At 72.7% G+C, this 13,219-nt stretch carries 13 protein-coding genes; 2 read left to right on the forward strand and 11 right to left on the reverse strand.

Annotated features, from left to right (window positions below):
- Positions 1–107: 107 nt before the first annotated feature.
- From SLINC_RS34255 to SLINC_RS34270, 4 genes are all read right to left on the reverse strand, one after another.
- Positions 108–890, reverse strand: a complete 783-nt coding sequence (locus SLINC_RS34255) for a TIGR04222 domain-containing membrane protein (RefSeq protein ID WP_067441552.1) — start codon at positions 888–890, stop codon at positions 108–110.
- A gap of 98 nt (positions 891–988) precedes the next feature.
- A complete protein-coding gene (locus SLINC_RS34260) occupies positions 989–1,795 on the reverse strand; it encodes a DUF4142 domain-containing protein (RefSeq protein WP_067441555.1) in 807 nt (268 codons plus the stop codon).
- Between the two features lie 249 nt (positions 1,796–2,044).
- The gene (locus SLINC_RS34265) at positions 2,045–3,385 is read right to left on the reverse strand and encodes an MbnB/TglH/ChrH family RiPP precursor modification enzyme (RefSeq protein ID WP_067441558.1); all 1,341 of its coding nucleotides are present in this window, start codon (positions 3,383–3,385) and stop codon (positions 2,045–2,047) included.
- Between the two features lie 216 nt (positions 3,386–3,601).
- Complete coding sequence (locus SLINC_RS34270) at positions 3,602–4,318, reverse strand: peptidyl-tRNA hydrolase (RefSeq protein WP_067441561.1); 717 nt, start codon at positions 4,316–4,318, stop codon at positions 3,602–3,604.
- Positions 4,319–4,425: 107 nt separating this feature from the next.
- Here SLINC_RS34270 and SLINC_RS47590 point away from each other — a divergent pair, with 107 nt between their 5' ends.
- Together SLINC_RS47590 and SLINC_RS47595 are read left to right on the forward strand one after the other, a co-directional pair.
- Positions 4,426–5,289 carry an ATP-binding cassette domain-containing protein gene (locus tag SLINC_RS47590; RefSeq protein ID WP_067446002.1) on the forward strand — a complete coding sequence of 288 codons (864 nt, stop codon included), beginning with the start codon at positions 4,426–4,428 and terminating at the stop codon, positions 5,287–5,289.
- Positions 5,286–5,957: an ABC transporter gene (locus SLINC_RS47595; RefSeq protein WP_067441564.1), complete on the forward strand. Its 672-nt coding sequence runs from the start codon at positions 5,286–5,288 to the stop codon at positions 5,955–5,957. Before SLINC_RS47590 ends, SLINC_RS47595 begins: the two co-directional genes overlap by 4 nt.
- Here SLINC_RS47595 and SLINC_RS34285 read toward each other — a convergent pair.
- The 7 genes from SLINC_RS34285 to SLINC_RS34315 form a co-directional block, all read right to left on the reverse strand.
- The gene (locus SLINC_RS34285; protein ID WP_067441567.1) at positions 5,949–6,128 is read right to left on the reverse strand and encodes a hypothetical protein; all 180 of its coding nucleotides are present in this window, start codon (positions 6,126–6,128) and stop codon (positions 5,949–5,951) included. The genes SLINC_RS47595 and SLINC_RS34285 overlap by 9 nt on opposite strands.
- 18 nt (positions 6,129–6,146) lie before the next feature.
- On the reverse strand, positions 6,147–6,986 hold the full coding sequence (locus SLINC_RS34290) for a polysaccharide deacetylase family protein (RefSeq protein WP_067441570.1): 840 nt from the start codon (positions 6,984–6,986) through the stop codon (positions 6,147–6,149).
- Between the two features lie 60 nt (positions 6,987–7,046).
- Positions 7,047–8,564, reverse strand: a complete 1,518-nt coding sequence (locus SLINC_RS34295) for an FAD-dependent oxidoreductase (RefSeq protein ID WP_067441575.1) — start codon at positions 8,562–8,564, stop codon at positions 7,047–7,049.
- 188 nt (positions 8,565–8,752) lie between these two features.
- Positions 8,753–10,132 carry a PhoX family protein gene (locus SLINC_RS34300; RefSeq protein ID WP_067441578.1) on the reverse strand — a complete coding sequence of 460 codons (1,380 nt, stop codon included), beginning with the start codon at positions 10,130–10,132 and terminating at the stop codon, positions 8,753–8,755.
- Positions 10,133–10,224: 92 nt separating this feature from the next.
- Positions 10,225–11,001 carry a slipin family protein gene (locus SLINC_RS34305; protein WP_067441581.1) on the reverse strand — a complete coding sequence of 259 codons (777 nt, stop codon included), beginning with the start codon at positions 10,999–11,001 and terminating at the stop codon, positions 10,225–10,227.
- 131 nt (positions 11,002–11,132) lie between these two features.
- On the reverse strand, positions 11,133–12,614 hold the full coding sequence (locus SLINC_RS34310) for a SulP family inorganic anion transporter (protein ID WP_375141506.1): 1,482 nt from the start codon (positions 12,612–12,614) through the stop codon (positions 11,133–11,135).
- 14 nt (positions 12,615–12,628) lie between these two features.
- Positions 12,629–13,207 carry a carbonic anhydrase gene (locus tag SLINC_RS34315; protein ID WP_067441584.1) on the reverse strand — a complete coding sequence of 193 codons (579 nt, stop codon included), beginning with the start codon at positions 13,205–13,207 and terminating at the stop codon, positions 12,629–12,631.
- Positions 13,208–13,219: the final 12 nt, after the last annotated feature.

A 13,219-nucleotide genomic window follows, 5' to 3' on the forward strand; every position in this document is an offset into this window, starting at 1 on the left:
TTCGGTGCACGGCAGCAACAAAAGGGATGTTTCGTTCGCTCGCGGGTGAAGGCAAGCACCGCCTCGCCCGATGTGGGCTCAATGCCTCCGTGCGCCCCCGTCGGGCCTCACAGCCGCCGGTGCTGCGGCTCGCGGTGGGCGAGGGCCGCGCGCAGGTCCGGTTCGCCGACCGCGCGGATGCCGTGGACGGCCACCGAGGTCAGATACGTCGGGTCGTCCGCCGCGGAGTACCGGGCCAGGGAGCCGAGGAGCCGCTGTCCGGCGGGGGAGGCCCAGCGGGCGTACGGGTGGACCTCGATGCGCGCGATGGCCAGGCAGCTGAGTGTGAGCGCGAAGGGGAGCCCGAACCAGAGCGCGACCAGACCGCGGGGCATGTCCGACGGGGCGGGTGTCAGCAGCGCGATCGCGCCGAGGAGGACGACGGTCACCGCGGCGAGCCGCACCTGGCGGACCCCGGCGGCGACATCGGCCCGGGCGTCGTCGGGGACGGCGAGCCCCGCGTCGACCAGCCGGTCGGCGAGGCCGCTGACCGCGTCCGCGGCGGCGGTGGCCTCGCGGACGGGGGCGATGCGGGACTGCCCCTCCGGTCCGATGGCGCCGATCACCGAGCGCTCCATGTCGTCCCGCCCGCGCGGGTCGACGACGGTCGCCCAGCCGGTGTGGGCGAGCAGCAGCCGTCGCTGGCGGGCCATGGAGACCAGGGTCAGGTCGGCGACCCGCGCGGGGCCGCCGGACAGGAACGCGGCCTCGTACAGCGTCAGAGCGTGTGCCCGGCCCGCGGTCGCGGCCTCGGACTCCACGGCCGCCGCGCGCACGGCGGCCAGGCACAGGCGCGTGCACGCCGTACCAGCGGCCGCCCAGGCCAGTAGCAGGAGAAGGACCCATAACATGGGATTTTTCTATGCGACTCGGTCGGGCGGCGCCATGCCCTGGTCATAATCCGCGGCGGAGCGTTGCCGGTATGTGACGTTCCGGTGGGTGCCGGGACTCAGGAGGTCTCGGGTGCCTGGGGAGGCGGACTGGCGGCGGCGGGCGGGAGCGGATAACTCCCGGACGGCGATGGGGTCACCGGGTCGGCCGGGGCCACCGGGACCGCCGGCCTGGGGTCGGCCAGTGGGACGGGCGGGGGCGGTGAGGCGGTGATCGGGGGCGTGTCGCCCATCGCCATGTCCCGGGCGAGCGCGTCGAAGTCGACGTAGCCGGTGGCCTCCAGGACCTTGATGTGGTCCAGCACGGTGGTGTTGGCGTCGTCGGCCAGGGCGCGGACGAGGGAGTTACGGGTGCTCGCCCGGACCTCGGCGACGACCGAGAACACCTTGCCGTGCGCCAGCCGCAGGATGTTCGCGAACTGCCGGTCGTAGTCGACGCCCTGGGCCCCGTCCATGATCCCGAGCCACTGCCGCTGCTGGTCGGTCGGCTCGTCGGGCAGCTCCAGGCCCAGCTTGACGGCGACGTCACGGACCCGTTCGTCCAGGAACAGGTGGCCCTCGATGAGGTGTTGGCCCGCCGTGCGGACGGCCGGCGTGGTGCCCTTGTACTGTGCCTGCTGGCCGGCGGGCAGTTCCCACAGGCCGGCCAGCCGCACCTTCGTGATGAAGTCCCGGTCGAGCGCGGACAGCGGACCGTACTGCGTCGACACGGTCTGGGCGTTGAGCACGTCCACGCCGGTTCCGGACCGGTCGGCGTACGACCAGAGCGGGAAGATCAGGGCGAACAGGGTCGCCATCAGCCCGGTGATGATGAGCCCGGTGCCGGTGAAGATGCCCCGGCCTTTGACGGGGGGTCGCGGTCGCATGGTGCCTCCTGTCGCGGCACCGCACGCTAGTGGGTTTCAGGTGCGGGATTGGCATGTTACTGCGGGGTCCGGGCCAACTGCCGTACGGGGGCGAATCGTTGCATCAGGGATGAGTCCGGGCGAATGGGGGCGCCTGAATGGGGGGCCTTGTGGGGCAAGCGGGGGCGAAAGGTGTGGGTCAGGTGTGGGTACGGGATGGAGTGTTAATCCGGGCACACCTGCCCCCGGTCACGGTGGACGCGCGGCCGTTCAGCGGCGCAGCAGGACCCGCCGCGTCGCGCGAGCCAGCCGGACGGCCGCCGGCCTGTGGGCCCTCGGGGCCGGTCCGGACCGCTCCAGCCACCACTCGCGGAGTTGCCGCCGTGCCGAAGCTTCTTCCAACTGGTGGGCGAGAAGGGCGTGTTCGGCGAAGGCGAGGGCGTCGTGGCGGTAGCCGTCGGTCATCGGGTGGCCGTGGGCGTAGGCGAGGAAGGCCGGACGATAGGAGGCACCGAGGATGACCGGCAGCTCGGGGGCGACCTTCGCGACCACGTCCGCCCGCTTGCCGGCGAGTGCCCGGGCCTGGACCCCCAGCCGCACCCGGTCGAACCCTTCGGGCACGGGCGTCCCGGCCACCAGCGCGGACAGCAGCGCGGTCTGCGTGAGGGCGAGGCGCTGTCGGGTGAGGTCGTCGGCCGACGGGGAAGTGGGCGACGGGGGAGCGGCTGATGGGGCAGACGCGGATGCGACGCGCGCGGTGTCGGCCGCCGCCGTGATCCTGGCGCCGCCGCCCTTCTCCAGCGCCTCCCGTATCGCCCCCAACTCCCCTTCCAGCTCGGCCGGTTCGGGGAAGTTCTCGTCGCGCTCCAGGAGGACCCCCGGCGGGGAGACCCGGGAGGCGAGGTCGGTGAGGATGTCCAGGACGGGGCGCGGGACCGGGTGGGCGTGGCTGTCGTGCCAGACGCCGTCGCGCTCGAAGCCGCCCGCGACATGGACGTAGGCGATCGCCTCCAGGGGCAGGTCGGCCAGCGCCTCGGCGGGATCCTCGCCGCGGTTGACGTGGTTGGTGTGCAGGTTCGCCACGTCGATGAGCAGCCGCACACCGGTGCGGTCGGCCAGGTCGTACAGGAACTGCCCCTCGGTCATCTCCTCGCCGGGCCAGGAGATGAGCGCGGCGATGTTCTCCACCGCCAGCGGTACCGGCAACGCGTCCTGGGCGGCACGGATGTTCGCGCACAGGACGTCGAGGGCGTCCCGCGTCCGCGGCACGGGCAGCAGATGGCCCGCCTCCAGACGCGGGGAGGCCGTCAGGGGGCCGCCCGCGCGGACGAACGCGATGTGCTCGGTGACCAGCGGAGAGCCCAGCGCCTCGGCCCGCTCGGCGAGCGCGGTCAGCTGCCCCTCGTCGGGACGGTCCGCCCCTCCGAGCCCGAGCGAGACCCCGTGCGGCACCACGGTGACCCCCCGCTCACGCAGCCGCCGCAGGGACTCCGGGAGATGCCCGGGGCACACGTTCTCGGCCACGACCTCGACCCAGTCGACACCCGGCATGCTCTCGACGGCGTCGGCGATCTCCGGCCGCCACCCGATACCCGTTCCCAGTCGCTCCATGGTCCGTCCCCCTCCTCGGCCTGTTCCGGATGAGCGGTGCCGCCCTCATGGGCGTGACGGGGGTATGGCCCCGGCACAGGGCCCCGAACCCCTGGGCGTCCGCCTTCAGAGCAACATTTGAGGTTCGGGTCCCGAAGAGTGGCGCTGCACGGAACACCCGTTCTTCTCAGTACGGGGGACAGGACCGGGATGTTCAGACGCGCGCGTCGAGTCGGGTCACCGCAGGGCCGGATGGTCGGCGACCACCGTCGCGGACCCGGGCGCGATCTCCGTGAACCCGGCGTCCCGGACCAACGGCAGCCCGCCGGCCGTGAGTTCGTCCCAGCGGGCGGGGTCCGCGCCGCGTACGGCGAGGGGGAAGCCCGCGTCCCGCCAGGCCGTCCGCTCCTCCTGCGACAGGTCCCACCAGGCCAGTTGGGCTCCGTGGCCTGCCTGTGCCATCGCCTTGCCGGCCGACATGTCCAGCTCGGGGTTCAGCCACAGCACCGGCGTCGAGGTGTCCGCGTCCACAGGGGGCTCCGGATCGTCGAGATCGGTGCCGGACACCTGAAGTCGTGCCAGATCCTTGGGCCATCCGTCCAACGGCACCGGCGGGAACACCCGCACCTGGGCCGTCTTGCCGCTCACCGTGATGCCGTCCAGCGCCTCGGCGCGCCGCCACTCGGCCCCGCGGGCCCGCCGCACGACCTTCCGGATCCGGGCGTCCTGCCAGTCCCGCATGACCTGGGCCCACTCTCCGTCGCCGACGGAGCGATGGTCGCTCAGCATGACCAGAACCGCTCGGGCGGCGGTCTCCAGGGCGTCGGTGCGGGCGGGAGGAGCATCGCGCTCGATACGGACGACCAGGGGCAGCACGAACTGCCGGGTCTCGTCACGCGCGGTGCGCTCGGACCGGAAGGGACTGTCACCGGGGGGCGGGGGATCAACGCTCACGTCGGCCCACCCTAAGGGGCGCGGGGCTGTGTCGATTCTGCGGCTCCGCCGCGTGGGCGCGACCAGCCCCTGCGTACCCGCGCACGCGACAGGACATGATGATCCCCATGCATCGCGCTCTACGGCTCGACAACGTGGGCCGCCGCTACAACCTCCGCGGCCCCTGGGTCCTACGCAACGTCGACCTCATGATCAGCCCCGGCGATCTCGTCCGCGTGGAAGGCACCAACGGCACCGGCAAATCCACGCTCCTCCGCCTCCTCGCCGGCATCGACGCCCCCACCGAGGGCCGCATCACCGGCCGCCCCCGCACCGCCTACGTCCCCGAGCGCTTCCCGTCGGCCCTCCCCTTCACCCCGGCCGGCTACCTCACCCACCTCGGCGCCGTCCACGGCCTGTCCCGGGCGGCGGCGGCCAGAGCGGCCGACGACTGGCTGCACCGCTTCGGCGCCACGCCCTACGCCCGCACGCCCATGTCCCAGCTGTCCAAGGGCAGCAGCCAGAAGGTCGCCGTGGCCCAGGCCCTGCTCGCCGACCCCGAGTTGCTCGTCCTGGACGAGGCGTGGACCGGCCTGGACGCCGCCGCCCGCTCCGAACTGGAGCGTGCGGTCGCCGAACGCACCGCCGCCGGAGGCGCCGTGGTGTTCGTCGACCACGACCCGAGCCGGCTGGCCGGGGTGCCCGACGCGACGTACGCCGTGCGCGACGGCGCCCTGGACCGCCGTACGGAACAGGTGACGGCACCGGCCGGTCCGCACGTCGTCGTCGAGGTCCAGGGCCCGCCGGGCGGCCGGCTGCCCGACCTGCCGCTCGCCTCGGCGCGGGAGACCGTCCCGGGCGCGTACCGGCTGACGGTCCCCGCGTCCCACTCCGACGTCCTGCTCCGCACGCTGCTCACGGCCCGGCCGTCCTGGCACGTGGTGAGCGTGGCCCATGCCGACCTGCCCCTCGACCAGGAAGACCGCGCGTGACCGCCCTGCTCCGCTACCAGACCGCCCTGCTCCTGCGCTCGCAGCGCTGGCTGCCGCCGTTCATCCTGTACGTCGTCTTCCTGGGCGTCGGTGTGCAGGGCGGGCAGCCCGTGCTCGACTCGCTCGGCTACGCGGCCGCCGCCCTGCTGCCCGTCGCCGCCTGGCTGGTGCGGATCGGCGTCTCGGGCGAGCCGCCCGCGGCACAGCACTGCGTGGCCTCGGCGGTGGGGCCCGGGCGGGCGCATCTCGCGCGGCTACTGGTGGCGCTGGGCGGCGCGGCCGTCCTCGGCACGGTCGCGACCGTCGTCGTGACCTGGATCAGCGATCCGGTGAGTTCCGACCACCAGACCCGGGTGCCGGTGCTCCTGGCGGGGGCCGCCGGGCTGCTCGCCGCGCTGGCCTGCGCCCTGCTGGGCACGGCGATCGGCGCCCTCACCACCTGGCCGGTGCTGCGCACGACCGGCCGGGCGGTTCCCGCGCTGCTGCTCGCCGCCCTGCTCTCGCTGGTGGTCTCGGGCTCCCCGGCGCAGGCGGCGGTCAGCGGGCTGGTCACCGGCTCGCTGTCGGGCACGGTCGACCTGCCCGTGCTCCCGCTCGCCGGCGCCGCCCTGCTCGCGGCGGTCGCCACCGCGGCGGCCTGCGCACTCACCGCCCGCAGGTCACCCTGAACAGGCCGTCCGCTGGGCTTCCTGCCACTCGCACACGGGGCACAGCGTGATCCCCTTGTACGACTCCGGATACTCCGTCGGCTCCCGGCACAGCACACACTCCGCGTACGGCGGCCCCTCCGCCGTCGGCGGCTTCACCGCGTCGCGGATCGTGCAGTAGTCCTCGCTCATTCCTCCAGCGTAGGACGCTCACGGCCGGCCGTCGGCGGTGCCGATCAGCTCGGACACCTTCACGAACCGGTAGCCCCGCTCGCGCAGCTCGGGTACGACCCTCCGCACGGCCCGTTCGGTCGCCGGGGCGGCGCTGCGCGTGCAGTGCAGCACGACCACCGACCCCGGCCGCACCCCCTGAAGCACCTGCCGGGCGACCGCGTCCGCGTCCGTCGCGAAGGCGTCCCCGCCCACCACGTCCCACTGCACGGCGGTGACACCGGCCGGGGCCAGCGCCTTCAGGGCCTTCCGGTCGTGACACCCGCCCGGGAAACGGAAGTACGGCATCGGATCCCGCACCCCGGCCTTGCGGAACGCGGCGTACGCCCGTTCCACGTCCGACCGCATCCGGTCCGCGGAGACGGTCGGCAGCCCGTAGCAGTCCTCGGTGAAGGCGTAGTGGCTGTAGGAGTGGTTGGCGACCTCGAAGAGCGGATCACGCCCGATGGAGCGCGCCTGCACCGGGTACTCCTCGGCCCAGCGCCCCGTCATGAACACCGTCGACGGCACCTCCAGCGCCCGCAGCGTCGCGATCAGCTCCGGGTTGTCGAACCGCTCACCCGCCGCCGCACGCGGCCCCTGGCCGGCGGTCATGTCCGCGTCGAAGGTGAGCGCGACGACCTTGCCCCGCGTCCGGGGGCCGTTCCTGAACACCGGGGTCAGCGCGGCCGGTCCGGGGGCGAGCGTGGGGGGCCGGGAGGGCACCGGCGCCGAAGGAGCCGGGCGGGCGGCCGACGGTTCCCGGTCGGTGCCGCACCCGGTGAGGACGGCGGCGCTCAGGACACAGGCGAGGGTGACATGGCGTACACGAGTGATCACCGTACGAACGTAGGATGATCACCTCTCCGAGGAGGCAGGCGCGGCGGGGATGTCACCCGGTCAGATGTCCCGCTGCTCCAGCGGCCGGGTCGCCGGGCCCTGGACCACCTTGCCGTCGGTGTCGAAGCGGGAGCCGTGGCACGGGCACTCCCAGGCGCGTTCGGCGGCGTTGAAGGCGACGAGGCAGCCCAGGTGGGTGCAGCGGGGCGAGAGGGCGTGGAGGTGGCCGGCCTCGTCGCGGTGGACCGCGAGCCGTTCGCCGTCCACCCGGACGACCGCGCCCTCACCGCGCTCGATGCCCTCGACGGGCCCGCCGGGCCGCAGCCGGTCGCCCACGAAGTGCCGGGCCACCTGCGCCTGGTGCTTGAGGAAGGCGGGGGCCTCGCGCACGGTGGAGCGCAGTCGGCGCGGGTCGTACAGCTCGCTCCAGGCGCACTCCTCGCCGGTGATCTGCGCGGTGAGGAGCCGGCCCGCCATCATGCCGCCGCTCAGACCCCAGCCGCCGAAGCCGGTGGCGACATACGTGTGGCGGGCGCCCGGATGCATCGGGCCGACCAGCGGGACGGTGTCCGTCGGGTCGTTGTCCTGGGTCGCCCAGGAGTGCGTGAGGGTGACGTCGGGGAAGTGCTCGGCGGCCCAGTCGGCCAGGTGCTGGAAGCGCGCCCGGGTGTCCCCGGTGCCGGGCGTGAAGTGCTCCCCGGTGACGACGAGCAGCCGCCGTCCGCCCTCGGCCGGAGCCGTGCGGACCGAGCGGGTGCCCTCGTCCGGCGTGATGAACATGCCGTCCGGATCCCGCTCGGCGTCGATGGTCCCGGCGACGACCAGCTCGCGGCGCGGCGAGAGCCGCGTGAACAGCAGGGCGCGGTCGAAGACCGGATAGTGCGTGGCGACCACGACGTCCCGGGCGGTCACCCGCGCCCCGGTGTCGGTGGTCAGACGGCACGGCTCGCCCTCCTCCAGGCCGACGACCGGGGTGTGCTCGTGGACGTGCGCACCCTGCGCGAGGAGGTCCTCGGCGAGCGCGAGCAGGTACTTGCGCGGGTGGAACTGCGCCTGCCCGGTGACCCGCACCGCGCCCGCCACCGGGAACGGCAGCCCGGTCTCGGTCACGAAGGACGCCGGCAGACCCGCTTCGCGGGCGGCCCTGGCCTCGGCCCGCAGTTCGTCGATCCGGCCCGCGTCACAGGCGTACGTGTACGCGCTGCGGCGCTCCCAGTCGCAGTCGACGCCCAGTTCCTCCGCGATCCGGGCGGCGCGTTCGATCGCCTCGCTCTGCGAACGGGCGTACAGCCGGGCGCCCTCCGGGCCGCGGGTGCGCCGCAGCTTGTCGTAGATCAGGGTGTGCAGCGCGGTGAGCTTCGCGGTGGTGTGCCCGGTGACGCCGGCCGCGACCCGGTCGGCCTCCAGCACCGCCACGCTCCGCCCGGCCCGCGCCAGCTCCCACGCCGTGCTCAGCCCGGCGACCCCGGCGCCGATCACGGCCACGTCGACGTCCAGGTCATCCGCCAGCGCCGGACGGTCGGGCCCGGGTGCCGTCTGAAGCCAGTACGAGCCGCTGACGTGCGAGTTCTCGGTCATGCGGGCCGGGTACCCCGTCCCGGGACCTTCATCGGGCCCACTGCGCGAGCAGCCGCCTCCGGCACGCGGCCACGTCGACGTCCGGCTTCCGCTCGGGGCAAGGTCCCGGACGCGGGCTACGAGGACGTCTTCGTAGTGCGAGCGGACGAAAGCGCCCCCGGCTCGCCGGGGGCGCTTTCGTCCGCCGGCTACCTACGCCACGGCCCCGTCACCGCGAACGTCGTCCCCGGTGTGTAGCAGTTGACGTACATCGTCTCCCCGTCCGGGGAGAAGGCGACGCCGGCGAACTCGCCGTACTCCGGCTCCTGGGCGGTCCCGATGTTCTGGGCGTTGCGGGCCATCGCGTACACCTGGCCCCGGCGGGTGACGCCGTAGACGTGCTGGGTGCCGTTGCCGTCCTCGCAGACCATCAGGCCGCCGCTGGGGGCGAGGCAGATGTTGTCCGGGGACTCGCCGGGGAGCTGGATGTCCGTGTCGGGGCCGAAGACGATCACCAGGGTCAGCCGGCGCGACGACGGGTCGTAGCGCCAGATCTGCCCGAAGTGGTCCGCCGCCGAACCCTCCGCGCTGCGCGCGAACGACGACACGAAGTAGACGCTCCTGCCGCCCCAGTAGCAGCCCTCCAGCTTCTGCGCGTGCGTGATGCCCTTCGGCCCGAAGTCCTGGAAGCGGATGGGGGTTTGGGCGGCCAGCGGATCCGGTACGTCGACCCACTCGACGCCGTCGAAGCAGGCGCCCGTCTCCTGGATCGAGGACAGGTCCGGCACGCCGGGCACCCGCATCGCCTGGAGCCGCCCGCCCGCGCGCAGCGAACCCGGGCCGCCCGGCGCCTTCTTCGGCAGGAAGCGGTAGAACAGGCCGAAGGGCCGCTCGAAGGCGTCCTCGGTCTCGTAGACGATGCCCCGCTTCGGGTCGACGGCGATCGCCTCGTGCTGGAAGCGGCCCATCGCGGTCAGCGGTACGGCGCCGGAGCGGTGCGGGTCGACCGGGTCGACCTCGAAGATGAAGCCGTGGTCCTTGGTGTAGCCGTTGGTGCCCGCCTTGTCCTCGGTCTCCTCGCAGGTCAGCCAGGTGCCCCAAGGGGTGGGTCCGCCCGCGCAGTTGACGGCCGTACCGGCGATCGCGACCCGCTCCGAGAGCACCCTGTTGCGGGAGTCCAGCGTCAGGGCCGTACAGCCGCCCTTGCCCGCCGGGTCGTAGGTCAGACCCTCGACCGTCGGGACGGGCACCTTGCCGTTGGCGCGGTTCTCGTGGTTGCGGACCAGGTGGACGCGTCCGTGTCTGCCGGGCAGGGCCGTCATGCCGTCGTGGTTGGAGGGGACCTTGCCCTCGCCGGAACGCAAGGGGTCGCCCTCGCGGGAGAGGACCTGGTAGCGGAACCCCTTGGGCAGGTCGAGCAGGCCCTTCGGGTCGGGGATCAGCGGGCCGTAGTCGGTGTGGCCCAGTGTCTGCGCGGCGGAGGTGCCCGCGAAGAGCTCGGGGAGACTTCCGGCGAAGGCGATCGAGGCGCCCAGCGCCCCGGTGCGCGCGAGGACCTGACGGCGTGTCGCGGCGGTGGATTCGGACATGGCAACGCCCTTCCTGCTGGCGGACAGGAACTTGTGACGCCGCTGTGTCTATCACCTGGAGGGGGCCTCGGGAACCACGCGCGTAGAACGTGTCACGTGCCCGAAGGGCGTTCCTGCGCCCGCTCCAGGAACCGCAGCAGTTCCACCGGGAACGGCAGGACGAGCGTCGAGTTCTTCTCGGCGGCGACCGCCACGACCGTCTGGAGCAGCCGCAGCTGGAGCGCGGCGGGCTGCTCGGACATCTCCTTGGCGGCCTCGGCGAGCTTCTTCGACGCCTGGAGCTCGGCGTCGGCGTTGATGACCCGGGCCCGCCGCTCGCGGTCCGCCTCGGCCTGCCGGGCCATCGAGCGTTTCATCGTGTCCGGCAGCGACACGTCCTTGATCTCGACGCGGTCGATCTGCACGCCCCAGCCGACGGCCGGGCTGTCGATCATCAGCTCCAGGCCCTGGTTGAGCTTCTCGCGGTCGGACAGCAGATCGTCCAGGTCGCTCTTGCCGATGATGGACCGCAGCGAGGTCTGGGCCATCTGGGAGACCGCGAACTTGTAGTCCTCGACCTGGACCAGCGCGTTCGCCGCGTCGACCACCTTGAAGTAGACGACCGCGTCCACCCGCACGGTCACGTTGTCCCGGGTGATGCCCTCCTGGGCCGGCACCGGCATCGTGACGATCTGCATGTTCACCTTGTGCAGCCGGTCCACGAGCGGGACCACCATCGTGAAACCCGGCGGCCGCACCTCACCCGCGAGCCGCCCGAGCCGGAACACCACCCCGCGCTCGTACTGCTTGACGACCCGCGCCGCCGAGGCCACGTAGACGAGCCCGGCGGAACCGGTCGCCGCGGCCACCGTCAACAGTTCCTGGAGCATGCCGGCCTCCCTGCCCAGAGGTCCGATGTCACCGCTTCTGCCACGATATGCCGGATGCCCGGTCCGGGGCCACGATCGACCCCGGACCAGGCATCCGGTGCTTGCGTTCGGTGTGCTTGCGTTCGGTGCGCTTACGGAGCGGTGGCCGTCACGGGCTCGGGCTCGGTGACCCGTACCGGTTCGGTGCCGACCGCGCTGTGCCGCTCGGCCCAGTTCTCCAGCGCCGTACGGCAGGCGTGGTCCAGGTGGTGCAGCCCGGACAGGTCCAGCTCGACCGGGCGGTCCTGGGGCAGGGCCTCCAGGCTGTCGAGGATCTTCGGCAGCCTGAGGAAGGTCGCGTTGCCCGACAGGTACGCCTGGATGGGGCCCGCGCCCTTGTCGACGACCTCCATCTTGAGGTGCGAGGCCTCCCAGGCCGTCTTGACGACGGACAGGGCCAGACCGATCAGCACGCCCTCGAACATGTTCACCACGACGATCGAGACGGCCGTGACCACGAGGATCAGCGCCTCACCGCGGTGTCCGCGCCACAGCGTCGCGATCTGCTGGAACGGGATCAGCTTCCAGCCCGCGTGGACCAGGATGCCGGCCAGGGCGGGGATCGGGATCAGCGCCAGGGCCCACGGCATCGCGGCGGCGAACAGCAGCAGCCACACGCCGTGCAGGACACGCGACGCCTTGGTCTTCGCGCCCGCGTTGACGTTGGCGGAGCTGCGCACGATGACCGCGGTCATGGGCAGCGCGCCGAGCGCACCGCAGACCGTGTTGCCCACGCCCTGGGCGATCATTTCCTTGTCGTAGTCGGTGCGCGGACCGTCGTGCAGCCGGTCCACGGCCGCGGCGCTGAACAGGCTCTCCGCCGAGGCGATCAGCGCGAACGCGATGATCGTGCCCCAGATGGCCGGGGTGGCCAGGTCGCCGAGGGCCCCGGTGCCGGGCGGCTGGATGACGCCGAGCAGGCCCTCCACCTCGACGGTGGCCACCGGAAGACTGAGGACGAGTCCGGCGAGCGTGGCGAGGACCACCGCGGCGAGAGCGCCGGGCACGGACTGCACGGCCTTCGGCATCTTCTTCCACAGCACGATGACGGCGATGGTGCCCGCCCCGACCGCGAGGGAGGCCATGGCCTCGGTGTTGCCCAGCGCGTCGGTGAACGCCCCGGGCAGGCCCGTGATCTTGCCGATGCCGGACTCCGGAGCCTTCAGGCCCGCCGCCGCGTAGATCTGGCCGGCGATGATCACCAGGCCGATGCCGAAGAGCATGCCCTCGACGACGGAGACGGATATGGCCCGGAACCAGCGGCCGATCTTGAAGAAGCCCATGGCCAGCTGGAGCAGACCGGCCATCAGGACGATCACGCCGAGCGTGCCCACCCCGAACTCACTGACGGCCTCGAAGACCAGCACGGTGAGGCCGGCGGCCGGCCCGGAGACCTGGAGGCTGCTGCCGCGCATGAGCCCGGTGACGAGGCCGCCGACGATGCCGGTGATGAGGCCCAGCTCGGCGGGGACGCCGGAGGCGACCGCCACGCCGACGCACAGCGGCACGGCGACCAGGAAGACGACGATGGAGGCGAGGAAGTCCTGCCTCAGATGAGGGAACTTGGAGGTCATGGTCGTCATGGCGGTCACAGACCCTCGAACGCGTCGGTCTCGGCGCGGTGGGAGTGGACCCGGCCGGTGTGGACTTCGTAGTACCAGGCGTGCAGGGTCAGTTGGTCCTCCGTCAGTTTCTTGTCGATGAACGGGTAGGAGCGCAGGCGCAGGACCTGGGCCAGGACGTGGCTCTGCACGCCCTCGGCGACGCACGGGTCCTCGACCGCCCCCGCGGGACGCGGGGTGGCGCTGACGAGCCAGTCGCGGACGGCCGGCACGGCGTCCAGGTCGTCACCGCGGACCAGGGCGCCGACGGCGCCGCAGTGCGAGTGGCCGCAGACCACGATGTCGCGGACGCCCAGCACCTCCACGGCGTACTCGATGGTGGCCGCCTCGCTGGTGGGGTACTCGGAGGCGTACGGGGGCACGATGTTGCCCGCGGTGCGCAGCTCGAAGAGCTCGCCGGGCCGGGCGCCCGTGATCAGGGCCGGGACGACCCTGGAATCGGAGCAGGTGATGAACAGGACCTGCGGCGACTGGCCTTCGGCCAGTTTGGCGAACTCCTCAGGGCGCTGTCCGAACGTGCGGGCGTTGTCGATGAGGGGCTGCATGATGTGGTGACT

It is taken from the genome of Streptomyces lincolnensis, from assembly GCF_001685355.1.
Classification (GTDB): domain Bacteria; phylum Actinomycetota; class Actinomycetes; order Streptomycetales; family Streptomycetaceae; genus Streptomyces; species Streptomyces lincolnensis.